The 17,567-nt window shown below is 70.4% G+C and carries 14 protein-coding genes; 8 read left to right on the top strand and 6 right to left on the bottom strand.

What is annotated here, in order from left to right; all coding sequences use genetic code 11:
* Positions 1 to 21: 21 nt before the first annotated feature.
* Positions 22 to 873, top strand: coding sequence for a MerR family transcriptional regulator (locus tag ACIBH1_RS12605; protein WP_397313808.1), 852 nt, complete (start codon positions 22 to 24; stop codon positions 871 to 873).
* On the opposite strand, the gene ACIBH1_RS12600 is transcribed toward ACIBH1_RS12605, so the two are convergent.
* Positions 839 to 3,199 carry an ATP-binding cassette domain-containing protein gene (locus ACIBH1_RS12600; RefSeq protein WP_397313807.1) on the bottom strand — a complete coding sequence of 787 codons (2,361 nt, stop codon included), beginning with the start codon at positions 3,197 to 3,199 and terminating at the stop codon, positions 839 to 841. The genes ACIBH1_RS12605 and ACIBH1_RS12600 overlap by 35 nt on opposite strands.
* A gap of 25 nt (positions 3,200 to 3,224) precedes the next feature.
* Positions 3,225 to 3,992 (bottom strand): type I methionyl aminopeptidase, encoded by a 768-nt coding sequence (gene map, locus ACIBH1_RS12595; protein WP_397313806.1) that lies wholly within the window; start codon positions 3,990 to 3,992, stop codon positions 3,225 to 3,227.
* A gap of 66 nt (positions 3,993 to 4,058) precedes the next feature.
* Between map and ACIBH1_RS12590 the strand changes: the two genes are divergently transcribed.
* The 6 genes from ACIBH1_RS12590 to ACIBH1_RS12565 all read left to right on the top strand — a co-directional run bounded on the left by ACIBH1_RS12590 (position 4,059) and on the right by ACIBH1_RS12565 (position 12,560).
* On the top strand, positions 4,059 to 4,313 hold the full coding sequence (locus ACIBH1_RS12590; RefSeq protein ID WP_397313805.1) for a helix-turn-helix domain-containing protein: 255 nt from the start codon (positions 4,059 to 4,061) through the stop codon (positions 4,311 to 4,313).
* A 55-nt stretch (positions 4,314 to 4,368) separates the two neighbouring features.
* The gene (gene carA, locus ACIBH1_RS12585; protein WP_397313804.1) at positions 4,369 to 5,484 is read left to right on the top strand and encodes a glutamine-hydrolyzing carbamoyl-phosphate synthase small subunit; all 1,116 of its coding nucleotides are present in this window, start codon (positions 4,369 to 4,371) and stop codon (positions 5,482 to 5,484) included.
* Positions 5,471 to 8,773: a carbamoyl-phosphate synthase large subunit gene (gene carB / locus ACIBH1_RS12580; RefSeq protein ID WP_397313803.1), complete on the top strand. Its 3,303-nt coding sequence runs from the start codon at positions 5,471 to 5,473 to the stop codon at positions 8,771 to 8,773. The genes carA and carB overlap by 14 nt, the downstream gene beginning before the upstream one ends.
* Positions 8,774 to 8,914: 141 nt before the next feature.
* Positions 8,915 to 10,714, top strand: a complete 1,800-nt coding sequence (locus ACIBH1_RS12575; RefSeq protein ID WP_397313802.1) for a carbamoyltransferase — start codon at positions 8,915 to 8,917, stop codon at positions 10,712 to 10,714.
* 182 nt (positions 10,715 to 10,896) lie between these two features.
* On the top strand, positions 10,897 to 11,613 hold the full coding sequence (locus ACIBH1_RS12570; RefSeq protein ID WP_397313801.1) for an RNA polymerase sigma factor: 717 nt from the start codon (positions 10,897 to 10,899) through the stop codon (positions 11,611 to 11,613).
* Positions 11,610 to 12,560, top strand: a complete 951-nt coding sequence (locus ACIBH1_RS12565) for a hypothetical protein (RefSeq protein ID WP_397313800.1) — start codon at positions 11,610 to 11,612, stop codon at positions 12,558 to 12,560. The genes ACIBH1_RS12570 and ACIBH1_RS12565 overlap by 4 nt, the downstream gene beginning before the upstream one ends.
* A gap of 375 nt (positions 12,561 to 12,935) precedes the next feature.
* On the opposite strand, the gene ACIBH1_RS12560 is transcribed toward ACIBH1_RS12565, so the two are convergent.
* A complete protein-coding gene (locus ACIBH1_RS12560; RefSeq protein WP_397313940.1) occupies positions 12,936 to 13,913 on the bottom strand; it encodes a tyrosine-type recombinase/integrase in 978 nt (325 codons plus the stop codon).
* A 194-nt stretch (positions 13,914 to 14,107) separates the two neighbouring features.
* On the opposite strand from ACIBH1_RS12560, the gene ACIBH1_RS12555 reads away from it, so the two are divergent.
* Positions 14,108 to 14,434: an ArsR/SmtB family transcription factor gene (locus ACIBH1_RS12555; protein WP_397313799.1), complete on the top strand. Its 327-nt coding sequence runs from the start codon at positions 14,108 to 14,110 to the stop codon at positions 14,432 to 14,434.
* On the opposite strand, the gene ACIBH1_RS12550 is transcribed toward ACIBH1_RS12555, so the two are convergent.
* From ACIBH1_RS12550 to ACIBH1_RS12540, 3 genes are all read right to left on the bottom strand, one after another.
* Positions 14,431 to 15,399 (bottom strand): phosphotransferase family protein, encoded by a 969-nt coding sequence (locus tag ACIBH1_RS12550; RefSeq protein WP_397313798.1) that lies wholly within the window; start codon positions 15,397 to 15,399, stop codon positions 14,431 to 14,433. The two genes, ACIBH1_RS12555 and ACIBH1_RS12550, sit on opposite strands and share 4 nt — an antisense overlap.
* A gap of 50 nt (positions 15,400 to 15,449) precedes the next feature.
* Positions 15,450 to 16,976 carry a helix-turn-helix domain-containing protein gene (locus ACIBH1_RS12545; protein WP_397313797.1) on the bottom strand — a complete coding sequence of 509 codons (1,527 nt, stop codon included), beginning with the start codon at positions 16,974 to 16,976 and terminating at the stop codon, positions 15,450 to 15,452.
* A gap of 174 nt (positions 16,977 to 17,150) precedes the next feature.
* Complete coding sequence (locus ACIBH1_RS12540; protein ID WP_397313796.1) at positions 17,151 to 17,552, bottom strand: hypothetical protein; 402 nt, start codon at positions 17,550 to 17,552, stop codon at positions 17,151 to 17,153.
* Between the last annotated feature and the right edge of the window lie 15 nt (positions 17,553 to 17,567).

The following is a 17,567-nucleotide window of genomic DNA, read 5'->3' as shown; positions in this document are numbered from 1 at the left end:
GCAACCTGGTTGGGTGGTGTCATGCACGGGGACATGCGGGAAGAGCTGCTGACGATCGGGCAGTTCGCCCGGCTGGCGCGGCTGAGCGTCAAGCAGTTGCGCCACTACGACGAGCTGGGGCTGCTGTGCCCGGCGCGGGTCGACGAGGTGACCGGCTACCGCTACTACCGGGCCGGGCAGGCCAGGCAGGCGTTGTCGATCGGGTTGCTGCGCTCGCTGGACGTGCCGCTGCCGGTGGTGGCGCAGGTGCTGTCGGGTACGGCAGGCGCGCTGGCGGGGGTGCGGGCCGGACTGGAGGCGGAGCTGGAGCGGCGCCGCAGGGCGCTGGCGACGCTGGAGCGGGTGATGGCCGACGGGCTGCCGCGGGCGCGGGTGCGTATCGTCCACGAACCGCCCCGCCCGGTCGTCGTCGCCGCCGAGCAGGCTTCCGGGCCGGGTGACATCGCCCGCGCCACCTCGGCGGCCGTCGCCCGCCTCCTGGCCTCCCATGAGGTCGGTGAAGGGGGGCCGCAGCTCATCGGGTTGTTCCCGGTGGAGCTGAGCGAGCCGCTCACCGTCGAGGTCGCCCTGGTCACCTCCGGGGTCACCTCCGGGGTCACCTCCGGGGTCACCGCCGGGGTCACCGCCGGAGTCACTGCCGGGGTCGCCGCCGGGCCGGGGGAGCGGATCCTGCCCGGGGGCTCCTTCGCCGCCGCCACGCACGTCGGGCCGTACGACCAGATCGACCTGACCGCCCACGCGCTGCTGGCCTGGTGCGCCGAACGCGGCGTCCCGGCGGCGGGGCCGATCCGCGAGGTGTACGTCTCCGATCCGGCGCGAACCCCGCCCGGCGAGCTGGTCACCCACCTGATGGTGGCGCTGGAGCAGGAGTGAGCCCTTCGACCGATCGCCGCAGGTGACGGGCGGTCACCGAGCCGGCGTCGGCCAGCAGCTGCGCCGGGGTGCCCTCGAACATCACCTGCCCGCCGTGGCGTCCGCCGCCGGGCCCCAGGTCCACCACCCAGTCCGCGCGTTTGATCACCTCGACGTCGTGCTCGATGACGACGACGGTGTTGCCCTGCTCGACCAGCCGCTCCAGCAGGTCGACCAGCGCGTGCACGTCGGCCGGGTGCAGGCCGGTGGTGGGTTCGTCGAGCACGTACAGGTTCGCGCTGGCGCCCAGCTCGCCGGCGAGTTTGAGCCGCTGCCGTTCGCCGCCCGACAGGGTGCTGGTCGGCTGGCCGAGGGTGAGGTAGCCGAGCCCGACCTGCACCAGCGTCGACAGTTTCGCGGCCAGGGCGCGCTGGCCGGCGAAGAAGGCGCACGCCTGCTCGGCGTCGAGGGCCAGGATGTCGACGATGGTCTTGCCGTTCCAGCGGTGGCGCCGGGCCTCGTCGCAGAAGCGGGTGCCGCCGCACGCCTCGCACACGGTCGTCACCGGGTCCATGAAGGCCAGATCGGTGTGGACCAGGCCGCGTCCCTCGCACGCCGGGCAGGCTCCGGCGGCGTTGGAGCTGAACAGGCCGGGCGGCCGGCCGGAGGCTTTGGCCAGGAGTTTGCGGATCGGTTCCAGCGCGCCGATGTGGGAGGCGGGGCTGGAGCGGGACGACACGCCGATGGCGCCCTGGTCGACGACGACCGCGTGCGGGTGCTGTGCGGGCAGCACCCGGCCGATGAGCGTCGATTTTCCCGATCCGGCCACGCCGGTGACGCAGGTGAGCACGCCCAGGGGCAGGCGCACGCTGACCTGGCGCAGGTTGTGCAGGTCGGCGCCGGCCACCTCCAGGTGGCCGCGCGGCTCGCGGACCGGCGTCTTGAGGGGGCGGCGGGCGGCCAGGTGGCGGCCGGTCGTGGTGCCGGAGCGGCGCAGGCCCTCGACGGTTCCGGCGTAGACGACGGCGCCGCCGTGGACTCCGGCGCCGGGCCCCAGGTCGATGACGTGGTCGGCGATCTCGATCACGTCGGGGTCGTGTTCGACGACCAGCACCGTGTTGCCCTTGTCGCGCAGGGCCAGCAGCAGCTGGTTGACCCGGCCGACGTCGGCCGGGTGCAGGCCGGAGCTGGGTTCGTCGAAGATGTAGGTCATGCCGGTCAGGGCCGAGCCGAGGTGGCGCACCATCTTCAGCCGCTGGCCCTCGCCGCCCGACACGGTGGAGGTCTCCCGCTCCAGCGACAGGTAGCCCAGGCCGATCGCCTCCAGGCGTTCCAGGCCGCGCACCGCGCCGTCGACCGCGGGATTGTCCAGGCCGCGGGTGCCCAGCCCGTGATCGCCGAGCCCGTGATCGCCTATTCCGTGATCGCTGAGGCCGCGCAGGACGGCGAGCAGGTCGGTGACCTCCATCGCGCCGTAGTCGGCGATCGAGTGCGGGCCGATCCTGGTGGCCAGCGCCGCGGCGTTGAGGCGCTTTCCGTCGCAGCCGGGGCAGCGTCCCTCGCTCACCACCTGCTCCACCTGCGCGCGGGTGCGGGCGGCCAGCGCGGAGGTGTCGCGTTTGAGGTACAGGCGGGTGAAACGGGTGACCAGGCCTTCGAAGGCCATCGTGTTGACGCTGCCGTTCTTGCCGTGCACCCGCACCGTGAAGCCCTCGCCGTGCAGGAGCTTGTCGCGTTCTGCCGCGCTGTAGGCGCGCAGCGGTCTGGCCGGGTCGAAGGTGCCCGAGCGGGCGTAGATCTGCCACTGCCAGGTGCCCACCCCGAACGGCGGGAAGCGGATCGCGCCCTGATCCAGCGACAGCTCCTCGTCGAGGAAGGCCTCCAAGTCCAGGCGCAGGCTGCGGCCCAGGCCGTCGCAGCCGGGGCACATGCCGGCGGGGTCGTTGAAGGAGTAGGCGTGGGAGTAGCCGGCGCTGGGGGTGCCGTAACGGGAGAACAGCACCCGCAGCATGGGGGAGATGTCGCTCAGGGTGCCGACGGTGGAGCGGGAGCCGCCGCCGACCGGTTTCTGGTCCACCACGATCGTGGCCGACAGGTTGGCGATCGCGCTCACGTCGGGTTTGTCGTAGCGGGGCAGCCGATTGCGGACGAAGGGGGTGAACGTCTCGTTCAGCTGGCGTTGCGACTCCACCGCGATGGTGTCGAACACGATCGACGACTTGCCCGAGCCGGACACCCCGGTGAAGACCACCAGCCGGTTCTTCGGGATCGACAGGCTGATGTCGCGGAGGTTGTTGACCCGGGCGCCGGCGATCTCGATGCTGCCGAACCCTTGACCGTACGCCATACGGTACAGCCTACCGCATCGTCGGTCACAGGGCCGTGAGCACCAGCGGACCCTCCTGCGTGACGGCCACCGTGTGCTCGGCATGCGCGGCGCGCCGCCCGCTCACGCTGGCCAGCGACCACCCGTCGGCCAGCTCGTGATAGCGGCCGTCACCACCGGCCACCAGCATCGGCTCGATGGCCAGCACCAGCCCGGGGCGCAGCACCATGCCGCGGCCCGGCCGCCCGCGGTTGGGCACCGACGGGTCCTCGTGCATGTGGCGGCCGATGCCGTGCCCGCCGAAACCGTCGGGCACCCCACAGCCGCCGCGCGCGGCCACCTGCCCGATCGCGTGCCCGACGTCACCCAGGCGCGCACCCGGCACCGCCGCGGCGATCCCCGCGGCCAGCGCCGCCTCGGCCGTGGCGATCAGCTCCAGGTCCTCGGCCCGCCCGGCGCCGACCGTCATGCTGAACGCGGCGTCGCCCGCCCAGCCGTCCAGGTACACCCCGCAGTCGACGCTCAGCAGGTCGCCCCGCTCCAGGCGGCGCCGGGTGGGGATGCCGTGGACGATCACCTCGTTGACGGAGGTGCAGATCACCGCGGGGAACGGCGTCGGCGCGAAATGCGGCCGGTAGTGCAGGAACGCGGGCTTGGCGGCGTGCTCGTCCATGACGGCCGCGGCCACCTCGTCCAGCTCCAGCAGGCTCACGCCGGGCGCCACCTGCTCGCGCACGGCCCGCAACGCGGCGGCGACCACGCGGCCGGCCTCCCGCATCGCCTCGATCTCCGATGTCGTCTTCAGTTCCACCATGCCGATAACAATACCGGTATTTTTATCCCGCTGGTATTTGTATCCCGGACGGGTAGGCTGGCAGACATGGTGCGACCTCCCATGACCCCGCAGGAACGCCGCCGCGGCGAACACCTCGGCACCCTCCTGCGCCAAGCCCGCGGCGAACGCAGCATCGTCGAGGTCGCCGCCCTGGCCGGCATCTCCGCCGAAACCCTGCGCAAGATCGAGACCGGCCGCATCGCCACCCCCGCCTTCTTCACCATCGCCGCCCTCGCCGAGGCCCTCGACGTCTCCCTCGACCACCTCGCGCTGCGCCTGAGCCCCACACCGCAGGGTTGAAAGAAACCGGCAAGACTTCCACCGGCCGCCACCGGGCCACTGTCACCATCGGACAATGAGTCAGTCCGGCCTGGCTGTGCTGGTCCTCGAAGACGGCCGCGTCTTCCACGGCGTGCCGTACGGCGCCGACGGCGAGACCTTCGGCGAGATGGTCTTCACCACCGCGATGACCGGCTACCAGGAGACCCTCACCGACCCCTCCTACCACCGCCAGATCGTCGCCATGACCGCGCCGCACATCGGCAACACCGGCGTCAACGACGAAGATCCGGAGTCGTCGAAGGTCTGGGTCGCCGGCTACGTCGTGCGCGAACCCTCCCGCGTCGTCTCCAGCTGGCGCGCCACCGGCGACCTGGAGACCTACCTGCGTGAGCAGGGCGTGGTCGGCATCGCCCTGCGCGGCACCCGCGCCCTGACCCGCCACCTGCGCGAACGCGGCGTCATGCGCGCCGGCATCTTCACCCGCCCCGCCCAGCCGATCGCCCACCTGCTCCAACGGGTACGGCACAGCCCGCGCATGGAAGGCGCCGCCCTGACCGGCCAGGTGTCGGCCGCCGAGCCGTACGTCGTCGAGGCGATCGGCGAGAGGCGCTTCACCGTCGCCGCGATCGACCTGGGCATCAAGGGCATGACCCCGCAGCGCATGGCCGAGCGCGGCTGCCAGGTGCACGTGCTGCCCGCCACGGCCACCTTCGAGCAGATCACCGCGATCGGAGCCGACGGCGTGTTCTCCTCCAACGGCCCCGGCGACCCCGCCACCGCCGACGTGAGCGTGCTCCAGCAGGTCCTCGCCGCCAAGATCCCGTTCTTCGGCATCTGCTTCGGCCACCAGCTCCTCGGCCGCGCCCTCGGCCTGGCCACCTACAAGCTGCGCTACGGCCACCGCGGCGTCAACCACCCCGTCCAGGACCGGCGCACCGGCAAGGTCGAGATCACCGCCCACAACCACGGCTTCGCCGTCGACGCTCCTGCGGACGGGCCCTTCGGCACCCCCTACGGCGAGGCTGAAGTCACCCACGTCGACCTCAACGACGGCTGCGTCGAAGGGCTGCGCCTGCTGCACGCGCCCGCCTTCAGCGTGCAGTACCACCCCGAGGCCGCCGCCGGCCCCCACGACGCCTCCACCCTGTTCGACGACTTCTGCGAGGTCATGAGCCGTGCCCAAACGTGAGGACATCCACTCGATCCTCGTCATCGGCTCCGGGCCGATCGTCATCGGCCAGGCCTGCGAGTTCGACTACTCCGGCACCCAGGCCTGCCGCGTGCTCAAGGCAGAAGGCTTCCGCGTCATCCTCGTCAACTCCAACCCGGCGACGATCATGACCGATCCCGAGTTCGCCGACGCCACCTACGTCGAACCCATCACCCCCGCCTACGTCGAGCAGATCATCGCCAAGGAACGCCCCGACGCGCTCCTGCCCACCCTGGGCGGCCAGACCGCGCTCAACACCGCCGTCGCCCTGCACGCCTCCGGAGTCCTCGACCACTACGATGTCGAACTCATCGGCGCCGACTTCGACGCCATCCAGGCCGGCGAGAACCGCCAGACGTTCAAGCAGATCGTCGCGAAGGTCGCCCGCGAGCAGGGACTCAACGCCTCCAGTGCCGCCTCGCTCATCTGCCACACCCTGCAGGAGTGCCTGGCCGCGGCGGGGGAGCTGGGCTATCCGCTGGTCGTGCGGCCCTCCTTCACCATGGGCGGCGCCGGATCCGGCCTGGCCCGCGACGAGCAGGAGCTGCGACGCATCGCCGGGGCGGGCCTGGACGCCTCGCCGACCACCGAGGTGCTCCTGGAGGAGTCGATCCTCGGGTGGAAGGAGTACGAGCTGGAGGTGATGCGCGACAAGGCCGACAACGTCGTCATCGTGTGCTCGATCGAGAACATCGACCCGATGGGCGTGCACACCGGCGACAGCGTCACCGTGGCGCCCGCGCTGACCCTCACCGACCGCGAATACCAGAACATGCGCGACGTGGCCATCGCGGTCATCCGCGAGGTCGGCGTCGACACCGGCGGCTGCAACATCCAGTTCGCGATCGACCCGCGCACCGGCCGCATGATCGTCATCGAGATGAACCCGCGCGTCTCCCGCTCCAGCGCCCTGGCCTCCAAGGCGACCGGCTTCCCCATCGCCAAGATCGCCGCCAAGCTCGCCATCGGCTACACGCTCGACGAGATCCCCAACGACATCACCCGCCGCACGCCCGCCTCCTTCGAACCCACCCTCGACTACATCGTGGTCAAAGCACCCCGCTTCGCCTTCGAGAAGTTCGCCGGAGCCGACCAGACCCTCACCACCCACATGAAATCGGTGGGGGAGGCGATGGCCATCGGCCGCTGCTTCACCGAAGCACTCCAAAAGGCGCTGCGCTCCCTGGAGAAGAAGGACTCCTCCTTCAGCTGGGCGGGGGAGCCCGGCGACAAGACCACCCTGCTGGAGGCCTGCCGTACCCCGCACGACGGACGGCTGCGCACCATGCAGCAGGCCATCCGCGCCGGCGCTACCCCCGAAGAGCTGGCCGAGGCGACCGGCATCGACCCGTGGTTCATCGACCAGCTCCACCTCCTGCACGAAGAGGCCGCCGCCCTGGCCGCAGGACGACTCGACACCACGCGGCTCCTGCGCGCCAAGGCCCACGGCTTCAGCGACCGGCAGATCGCCGACATCCGCGCCACCACCGAAGCCGCCGTCCGCCACTTCCGGCACAACCTCGGCGTACGGCCCGTCTACCACACCGTCGACACCTGCGCCGCCGAGTTCGCCGCCACGACCCCCTACCTGTACTCCACCTACGACGTCGAATCCGAGGTGCCGTACGGCGACCGCCCGAAAGTCATCATCCTCGGCAGCGGCCCCAACCGCATCGGCCAGGGCATCGAATTCGACTACGCCTGCGTCCACGCCTCGTTCGAGCTGTCACGCGCCGGATTCGAGACCGTCATGGTCAACTGCAACCCCGAAACCGTCTCCACCGACTACGACACCTCCGACCGGCTCTACTTCGAACCCCTCACCCTCGAAGACGTCCTCGAGGTCGTCCACGCCGAACAACGCACAGGACCCGTCGCCGGCGTGATCGTCCAGCTCGGCGGCCAGACCCCGCTCGGCCTGGCCCAAGCACTCAAGGACGCCGGCGTGCCCATCGCCGGCACCCCGCCGGAAGCCATCCACCTCGCGGAAGAACGCGGCGCGTTCGGCCGCGTGCTGGCCCACGCCGGGCTCCTGGCCCCCCGCCACGACACCGCCCGCACCGTCGACGACGCCCTGCGGATCGCCGCCGACATCGGCTACCCCGTCCTCGTCCGCCCCTCCTACGTGCTGGGCGGCGCCGGCATGGCCATCACCTACGACGAACGCACCCTGGCCGCCTACATGGCCGCCCACCTGGCCCGCCAGGAAGGCGACCACCCCCTCCTGCCCGTCCTCATCGACAAGTTCCTCGACGTCGCCATCGAGATCGACGTCGACGCCCTCTACGACGGCCACGACATCTACCTCGGCGGCGTCATGGAACACATCGAGGAAGCCGGCATCCACTCCGGCGACTCCGCCTGCGCTCTGCCCGCCATCACCCTGGCCTCCACCGACATCGCCCGCATCCGCGACGCCACCCGCGCCATCGCCCACGGCGTCGGCGTACGAGGACTGCTCAACGTGCAATACGCCATGTTCGCCGGCGTCCTGTACGTCCTGGAAGCCAACCCCCGCGCCAGCCGCACCGTGCCCTTCGTCTCCAAGGCCACCGCCGTCCCCCTCGCCAAGGCCTGCGCCCGCATCATGATGGGCGCCACCATCGCCTCCCTGCGCGCCGAAGGCCTGCTCCCGCCCACCGGCGACGGCGGCAACCTGCCACCCCAGGCCTCCATCGCCGTCAAGGAAGCCGTCCTGCCGTTCAACCGCTTCCGCGGCGTCGACACCGTCCTCGGCCCCGAGATGCGCTCCACCGGCGAAGTCATGGGCATCGACACCAGCTTCGGCGTCGCCTACGCCAAATCCCAGGCCGCCGCCTACGGCGAACTGCCCACCAAAGGCCGCGTCTTCGTCTCCGTCGCCAACCGCGACAAACGCGCCATGATCTTCCCCGTCAAGATCCTCGCCGACCTCGGCTTCGAGATCCTCGCCACCGAAGGCACCGCCGAAGTCCTGCGCCGCAGCAACGTGCCCACCGAGATCCTGCGCAAGCACAGCGACGACCCCACCGGCTCACGTTCCTGCGTGCAGGCCATCCTCGACGGCCACATCGACCTCATCGTCAACACCCCCTTCGGCAGCCCGGGACACTCCGGCCCCCGCCTCGACGGCTACGAGATCCGCACCGCCGCCGTCCTGCGCGGCACCCCCTGCATCACCACCGTCCAAGGCCTGGCCGCCGCGGCCGCCGGCATCCAAGCCATGATCCGCGGCGACGTCGGCGTGCGCTCCCTCCAGGAACACGCCCGCCGCCTCGCCATCACCTAACGCACACCCGCCCATGAGAAACGCACCCACGATGGTGCGGCACTCCTATTGAAGGCCATTCACATTCGACCTTACGCTGGCCAGGAAAGTCGCCCGAATATTCCGAACCGCGTAGCGCAGAAGCAGAGAAGGAAGGCCAACATGATTGTCCTGGGGTGCAACGGCTTCACCCGCGGCGCTGGAATCTTCGCTGAACACTTCGGCGCCGTCGGCATCGACAAACACTACATACTCGGCCACGACGCCGGAGCATCCCTACTGGTCGACGGCAAACTCGTCGCCGCAGTCGAAGAAGAGCGACTCAACCGCGAGAAGAAAACCTCCGACTTCCCGATCAATTCCGTCAAATGGTGCCTCGAGTTCGCCGGAATCGAATTCTCCGACGTCGACCTCATCGCCATTCCCTGGAATTTCAGCACCGAAGTCGTCAACGGACTCCTCCTCGGCCTCGCCCACACCCCGATGAAAGCCGAAGCCAAACTCGACCTGCTCCGCCGCCTCGGCACCCTCATCATCGACGCCCTCGGCCACGAAGCCGTCCTGGCCGACTTCGCCGCCCGCACCGGCTTCACCCCCGACCCCGACAAGGTCGTCTTCGTCCCGCACCACCTCGCCCACGCCATGACCGGCTACTACTCCGCCGGACTCAAGGACAGCGCCTTCCTCATCAGCGACGGCCGCGCCGAACTGTTCTCCTCCCTCATCGGAGAGATCCGCGACGGAAAGATCACCATCTTCCAGGAATCGGCCATCACCGCCACCGACTCCATCGGCCTGCTGTTCGCCTCCATCACCCGCTACCTGGGCTTCGTCCCCAACATCGACGAATACAAGATCATGGGCCTGTCCGGCTTCGCCGAACCCCCCACGCCCAACCCCTTCCTCGAACACTTCATCCAGCTCCACGACGACGGCCGCTACAGCCTCACCGTGCCCCACGACCTCGACGACGCCCGCTGCTACGACCCCCTCCTCGAACAACACTTCGGCCCCCTGCAGGACACCGTCGAATACCGGGCCAACCTCGCCTCCGCCGCCCAGGAGATGCTCACCGTCGTCACCAGCCACCAGCTACGCGCCCTCGAAGCCAAAACCGACCTGCGCCACCTGTTGTTCGAAGGCGGCGTCGCGCTCAACTGCGTCAACAACACCAAACTGCTCGAAAGCTCCGACTTCACCGACATGGACGTCAGCTTCGGCGCCAGCGACACCGGCGTCGCCATCGGCGCCGCCGTCCACGCCTGGCTCAACCACCCCGCCGGCGCCGCACAACCCAGGACGCCCCAGCCCATCACCCCCTACCTCGGGCCCGAATACGACGACACCGCCATCGAGCAGGCCCTGCACGACTTCGGCGACCAGATCGCCTGGCACCGCCTCGGCGACGACGAACTCATCGACCACGTCGCCAAACTCCTCACCGAGAAAGTCGTCATCGGCTGGTTCCAAGGCCGCATCGAACACGGCCCCCGCGCCCTCGGCCACCGCAGCATCCTGGCCAACCCGAAATTCCCCGACATCAAAGACGTCATCAACACCCGGGTCAAACACCGCGAACCCTTCCGCCCCTTCGCCCCGATCGTCCTCGAGACCGACGCGCCGAAGATCTTCGACATGGGCCGCAAGACCCGCTCGCCGTACATGACCTTCGTCTTCCCGGTCCACGCCGAATTCACCGACGTCATCCCCGGCGCCATCCACGTCGACGGCACCAGCCGCGTCCAGACCATCAGCGACCACGACACCCCCCGCCTGGCCGCCCTGCTACGCCGCTTCACCGCCCTCACCGACGTGCCCTGCCTGATCAACACCTCCTTCAACGTCGCCGGCCAACCCATCGTGTGCACACCCGCCGACGCGATCAGCTGCTTCCTCGGCACCGAGATCGACTACCTCGTCATCGGCAACCACCTCGTCAGGAAGAACACCCACAGCGCCTGACCTGACCCCACGACGTATCGCCGGGAGGCTCCACCAGACGGCCTCCCGGCGATCACCCGTCCCCAGGGCCTCCTAAAGTCGTCCCCACCCAGACAGGCCACACGGACCCGGAGACACCGCCATGCCGGAACACCCCAGGCCCACCACGACACACCCCAGCGCCTGCCGGACATGACCCACACATGAACGCCACCGACACCGGGCCACCGCGCACCCAGCGCTTCGCCCACCTCTACCAGCAGACATACACCGCGCTGCTGCGCTTCGTCGAACGACGCGTCCACCCCACCCACGCAGAAGACATCGTCGCCGACGTCTTCCTCGTCGCCTGGCGACGCCTCGACGACATCCCCCTCGCCACCGACGAAGCACGAGCCTGGCTGTACGGCGTAGCACACCGCACCCTCCGCAACGGACAACGAGCCGACCAACGCCGCCACGCCCTCACCATCCGCATCGCCGACCACCAACTCACCGGCACCGCGGCCACCGGACTCGACCCCGACCTCCTCGCCCGACGCCTCGACCTCCTCCAGGCATGGCAGCGCCTCAGCCCACGCCACCAGGAAGCCCTCGCCCTGGCCGTATGGGACGGCCTCACCGCCCCGCAGGCCGCCCGCGTGCTCGGCATCTCACCCGTCGCCTTCCGGCTCAGACTCACCCGAGCCCGCCGAGCCCTCCGCCTCCACGCCGACACCGCCCACGAGGCCGCACGGGACACAGGCCACGGCACCACTCACGACACGGGACGGGACGCCGCGCCGGGTGCCACCCCACCCCTCAGCCCCGCGCTCGACGCCCGCCTCGACGCAACCTTCGATGCCCGCTTCGATGCCCGCTTCGATGCCGTCACCCAGCCCGTGGCGCCTGCCACCGTGGACTCCCGGAGCACCCGATGAACGACACCCTCCACCACACCCTGCGCGGCCTCGACCCCGCCGTCACCCCCGCCGACCTCGACCCCAGCACCCACCCCGCAGCCCAAACGCTGCTCACCCGCATCACAGCCACCGACCCCACCCACCCCGGCACCGGCGACCGCGCCACCCCCGCCGCCACTGCCACCACTGCCGACCCCGCCCACCCCGCCGGGACGCTCCCGCCCTCGACCCGCCGCCGCGTCCTCACCACCGGACGCCTCGCCACCCTCACCGGCGGACTCGCCCTCGGCACCGCCGCAGCCCTCCTCCTGCCCGGCATCTTCGGCGGAGGCTCTGCGATCGCCGCCTGGACCGCCACACCGCACACCATCACCGGCGACCGCGCCACCGACGCCCAAACCACGTGCCTCGACAGCGCCCACGACGCCGCCCAGCGCACCACCGGCCGCCCCCTCGACTTCCGCCCCGTGGTCACCGAAGGCCGCGGACCCTGGACCCTCGTCTACGTCAACGACAACAGCAGCCACCTCGCCGAAATCACCTGCCTGCTCCTCGACGGCGACCTCATCGGCACACACGGCAGTACCCCCGGACCCGACGCACGACCACTCGCACCCGTCCCCGCCGGATCGGCACGCGCTGCCCTGGGCGCGGTCCTCAGCACGAGCGAGGAAAGCGTGCGCACCGTCACCGGACGAGTCGGCGACGGCGTCGTGGGCGTGGAGCTCGTCACGGAGGCGCGCGGCACCGTGACCGCGACCGTCGCCGGCGGCTACTTCGCCGCCTGGTGGCCGGACGCGCCGACGACCGAGGCGCGCGAGAACGCCTCCCCTCGCGGCGGGGTCAGCGGCGTCACGGTCATCCTGCAGGACGGGACACGGCACGAGGTGTCACTCGAGGACCTCACGGGCCGGACCACCACGCAGCTGAACACCGCGGCAACAGGCGGCTCGACGGGGGACTGACCCACACGGCCGGCAGGGACCCGGCCTGCGGCCCACCCGGCGAGCGGGTCACTGCCTAGCGGGGTGCCTGGCCAGGGGAGCCTTCGACCACAGGAGCGCGTCGCCAAGGTGGCCTGGTCACTCGGAGGGGCCCGCTAGGGAGCACCCCCAGCCGGAGGAGGCCCCAGCCAGGCAGCCCAGCCAGAGAATGGGCCGGCTGGGGCTCAGCCCAGCCAGGGCCTGGGCCGGGGGAGACCCGGCCAAGCGCAAGGCACCGGTCGCGGGCGGCTTCGGGACGGTGGCCCTTGGTGCCCGGCGTGGCGCTGCCCCCGGACAACGCGCGAGACCGAGACCCGAGACGTCCGAGACCCGAGACGTCCGAGACCCGGCGGGCGCTCACTCGCCCTTGCGAGGCCGCAGCAGCGGATGCGACCGCATCGCCACCTCCAGCTCCCCAGGCAGCTCATCCCGATACCGCCCCAACGTCGACAGATCGCTGTGCCCCAGCACCCGGCGCACCGCGTCCATGTCCACCGCGTCCGCCAGCAGATGCGTCGCCGTCGTATGTCGCAACCCATGAGGCGTCACCGACCGCCGCTGCGAAGGATCCACCTCCCGCTGCACCCGATCGATCACCCCCTGCACATCCCCACGCGCCAGCCGCCGCCCCCGCCACGACAACAACAACGCCTTCTCCGACGACGCCGGACGCCCCTCCACCAGATACGCGTCCAACGCCTGACCCACCAGCCCGGGCAACGGCACATCCCGCGTCTTGCCGCCCTTGCCGAAGATCCGCCAATACCGCACACCGTCGTTGGTGAAGAAATCCTCCACATTCGCCCGCACCAGCTCCGACACCCGCGGACCCACCGTCGCCAGCAACAACACGATCAACCCGTCACGCACCTGCACCCGCTGATCACGCCGCCCCTCCACCGCAGGAGACGCCGACGCCGCCGCACCGATCAGCCCCTGCGCCTGCTCCCGCGTCAACGCCCGCCGCTCCGCACGCAACCCGCCCCGCTCACGCGCCATCACCGTCGACGTCGTCATCGGATTGATCTGCACCCACCCCGCCAACGTCGCATGCTTGAACAACGCCGAGATCGACCGCCGAAACCGCGCCTGCGACGACGCGCTCTGCATCCGCCCGTCAGGCTCCGACCGCCTCCCGTCGGGCCTACGCGCGAACGCCAGCAAGATCGCATCGACATCCGCCCCCGACAGATCGTCGAGCACCGTCTCAGCACCCGCCAGCTCCACCAGCGTCGCCACGTCACGCCCATAGACCTCCGCCGTCGACGGCGACAACGCCCCCGTCAGCGTGCGCGCCCGCACCAGCTCCACATACCGATCGGCCGCCTCGGCCACCGACAACCGGTTCAGCTCCGCAGGGCGCAACCCCGACCCCCTCCACCCTCGACACCGCACAGCACCACTCAGCGCCCCCAAGGTAGCCGCGGCCACCGACAGTTTCCGCGCCGCTACGCCGTACGCCGACCACAGCCCAGAAGTTTGATAACCTTCGACATTCGACGGCCATCGACACACCGGAGGAGGACCCGATGACCAGCCGCATCCCGCCCCACCCCGACAGCGCCGACATCACCCTCCAAGGTGTCCTCGACGCCCTCGTCGACCCCGTCCGCCGCAGCATCGTCGCCCAGCTCCACCTCGCCGACGACCCCATCAGCTGCGGCAACTTCGACATCCCCGTCGCCCGCTCCACCGCCACCCACCACTTCAACGTCCTGCGCGAAGCCGGCCTCATCCGCCAGCACTACACCGGCACCTCCCGCATGAACACCCTGCGCCGCGACGACATCGACCAGCTCCTGCCCGGACTCCTCGACGCCTGCGCCCGCGACCACACCGCGCACACCGCCGCCTAACGCCCCCGCACCGCGTACGGCGCCAGCGCCGCCACATCCACGTCGGCATCCGGCCAGCGGCCCCGCAACCACGCCGACACCCGCCACGCCCACCCCGACAGCGCCGGCCACACCCGCCACACCCGCGCCACCCCGGCAGCGGCCTCCACCGTCGACACCAGCTGCACCCGGCTGGCATCGCCGGCAGGACGACAATCCAGCACCTCCCAGCGCCGCAACCGCGCCACCGCCCACATCAAGCACGCCGCACCCAGCGCCCCGCCGTACACCCGGTCATCCTCGGCCTGCGGCACCCCGGCCGCCAGCGCCCGCCGATACACCTCACCCGCGCCGCCGACCGCCATCCACGCCGGACCCGGCACATGAAAACCCACCGCGTCCAGCACCGCGTGCGCCCTGCCCGACAACTCGAAGTCGATCAGCCGCGCATCCGGCGCACCCTGCGCGCACACCAGCACATTGTTCGCCTCGGCGTCCCCATGACTCAGCCCCTCGAACGGCCCCGGCCCGACCAGCACCCCCACCGCCAGCCCGAACTCACGCAACGCCGCCCCCTCCAGCGCCACCCCCACCTCAGGCAGCCCGGCAGGAACCCCGGCAGGCGGCCAGTCACGCGGACCGAACGACGACACCCGGCCCGCGCTCACCGCACCCAACGTCCCCAAAGCCCGCGCGAAAGCCTCCAACCGCCCCCGATGCGGCCCCACCCCATCACGCCGGATCAACCCGTCCAACGCCACCCTCGGCGACAGATCCTCCATCACCACCCACGACGACCCCGCCGCCAGCACCCCAGGAGCCAGAACCACCCCCAGCCCTTCCGCCAGCAACCGCAACGCCGCCGCCTCACGCGCCGGCCGCCCCGCCGTACGGTGCACACCCCGGTCACCCTTGACCACCACCCGCCGGCCGTCATCGAGCAGCACCCGGGCCACCGCCCACGGCTGCACGGGCACCCAGCTCACCACCCGGGCACCCAGCACCGACTCCACACCAGCGGGGGAAAGCACCCCGATCAGATGTCGCGGAACGTCTCGATCCGAGCCCCGACGGCATTCAGCCGCTCCGCCAGATCCTCGTACCCCCGATTGATCACATACACGTTCCGCAGCACCGACGTGCCCTCGGCCGCCAGCATCGCCAGCAGCACCACCACCGCCGGACGCAACGCCGGAGGACACATCATCTCCGCCGACCGCCACCGCGTCGGGCCCTCCACCAGCACCCGATGCGGATCCAGCAACTTCACCGACGCCCCCAGCCGCGTCAGCTCCGTCAGATAGATCGCCCGATTGTCGTACACCCAGTCATGGATCAACGTCGACCCCTGCGCCGACGCCGCGATCGCCGCGAAGAACGGCACATTGTCGATGTTCAGCCCCGGGAACGGCATCGGATGGATCTTGTCGATGGGGGAGACCAGCTTCGACGGCCGCACCGTCAGATCCACCAGCCGCGTACGGCCATTGGCCGCCGCATACTCCGACCCCCGATCACAATCGAGCCCCATCTCCTCCAGAACCGCCAGCTCGATCTCCAGGAACTCCACCGGAACCCGGCGAATCGTCAGCTCCGACCCCGTCACCACCGCCGCCGCCAGCAGCGACATCGCCTCCACCGGATCCTCACTGGGGGAGTAGTCGACATCCCGATCGATCACCGGCATCCCGTGCACCGTCAACGTCGTCGTCCCGATGCCCTCGACCTTGACCCCCAGCTCCTCCAGGAAGAAGCACAGATCCTGCACCATGTAATTCGATGACGCGTTACGGATCACCGTCACCCCGTCGTGCCGCGCCGCCGCCATCAGCGCGTTCTCCGTCACCGTGTCGCCCCGCTCGGTCAACACGATCGCCCGCGTCGGCGACACCGACGAATCCACCTGCGCGTGATAGAACCCCTGCGTCGCCGCCACCTCGAGCCCGAACTGCCGAAGCGCCGTCATATGCGGCTGAACCGTCCGAGTCCCCAGATCACACCCACCCGCATACGGCAGCGTGAACTGCTCGAACCGGTGCATCAACGGCCCCAGGAACATGATCACACTGCGAGTACGGCGAGCCGCCTCGGTGTCCATCGCCTCCAGCTCCAGCCGCGACGGCGGAACGATCTCCAGATCGCCCCCGTTCACCCACCGCGCCCGAACCCCGATCGACGACAACACCTCCAGGATCCGGTACACCTCCTCGATCCGCGCCACACTGCGCAGAATCGTCCGCCCGTCGTTCAGCAACGCCGCACACAGCAACGCCACACACGCGTTCTTCGACGTCCGCACGTCGATCGCCCCCGACAACCGGCGACCACCCACCACCCGCAGATGCATCGGACCCGCATACCCCAGCGACACGATCTCGCTGTCGAGCGCCTCACCGATCCGCGCGATCATCTCAAGACTGATGTTCTGGTTGCCGCGCTCGATCCGGTTCACCGCACTTTGCGACGTACCGAGCGCATCCGCCAGCTGAAGCTGAGTCCAGCCACGGTGCTGACGTGCGTCACGGATCAGGCGGCCGATGCGGCCCAGGTAGTCGTCTGCCATAACCGGCAACCATATCTCACATATGAGATGCACCAGGTTCACATGCGCCGGACGGGGGAGAGGGGCCACCTTAGCCGCGCGGGGCCAGCGCACGCACCTCCCGCCCCGCCGGCTCGTCCACCCCCGCCACGAGCAGCCCGTTGAACGCCCCCCGCGGGCACCCGCCCCGCACCGTCACCCCGGCCGGGGGACCCTCCGGATAGCCGAACGCCACACGGAACAGGCCGGGAAGCCCATGACAGCCGGGGTTGCGGGCAAGAAGGACAGATCACGGGCCAGCCGGTCAGCACCGGACACCCGGCGGGAACCGCCGAGCGGGCGGTGGGTCTCGTAGTTCTCGCCAGGGTAGGCGCAGAACAGCACCTCGGCGGGGGAGCCGGGCACGAGCAGGTCCTCCACGCCAGCGAGACGGGGCGTCTCGGGGACCCATCCGCCGAACCGGTCGCCGTCCCAGCGGGAGGGGCACGGCGGCGGCGGACCGTGGTCCGGTACGGCAGGCGTCGTGACCAGGAGCGTCATCACGGCGACCGCCGCGAGAGCCGACAGGAGGAGGGTGACGAGCCGTGACAGCTTCACAGCGGCTCAGACGCC

It is taken from the genome of Nonomuraea sp. NPDC050663 (assembly GCF_044456985.1).
Classification (GTDB): Bacteria; Actinomycetota; Actinomycetes; order Streptosporangiales; family Streptosporangiaceae; genus Nonomuraea.
The sequence above is the reverse complement of the archived record's forward strand: the minus strand, read 5'-3'. Positions and strand labels throughout refer to the sequence as shown.

Excerpts from the sequence above, each read along its gene's own strand:
- ACIBH1_RS12600 (WP_397313807.1), bottom strand. The coding sequence starts at position 3,199 with ATGGCGTACGGTCAAGGGTTCGGCAGCATCGAGATCGCCGGCGCCCGG.
- ACIBH1_RS12545 (WP_397313797.1), bottom strand. The coding sequence starts at position 16,976 with ATGGCAGACGACTACCTGGGCCGCATCGGCCGCCTGATCCGTGACGCA.
- ACIBH1_RS12555 (WP_397313799.1), top strand. The coding sequence starts at position 14,108 with ATGACCAGCCGCATCCCGCCCCACCCCGACAGCGCCGACATCACCCTC.
- ACIBH1_RS12570 (WP_397313801.1), top strand. The coding sequence starts at position 10,897 with ATGAACGCCACCGACACCGGGCCACCGCGCACCCAGCGCTTCGCCCAC.
- ACIBH1_RS12565 (WP_397313800.1), top strand. The coding sequence starts at position 11,610 with ATGAACGACACCCTCCACCACACCCTGCGCGGCCTCGACCCCGCCGTC.
- ACIBH1_RS12590 (WP_397313805.1), top strand. The coding sequence starts at position 4,059 with ATGGTGCGACCTCCCATGACCCCGCAGGAACGCCGCCGCGGCGAACAC.
- ACIBH1_RS12575 (WP_397313802.1), top strand. The coding sequence starts at position 8,915 with ATGATTGTCCTGGGGTGCAACGGCTTCACCCGCGGCGCTGGAATCTTC.
- map (WP_397313806.1), bottom strand. The coding sequence starts at position 3,992 with ATGGTGGAACTGAAGACGACATCGGAGATCGAGGCGATGCGGGAGGCC.
- carA (WP_397313804.1), top strand. The coding sequence starts at position 4,369 with ATGAGTCAGTCCGGCCTGGCTGTGCTGGTCCTCGAAGACGGCCGCGTC.
- ACIBH1_RS12605 (WP_397313808.1), top strand. The coding sequence starts at position 22 with ATGCACGGGGACATGCGGGAAGAGCTGCTGACGATCGGGCAGTTCGCC.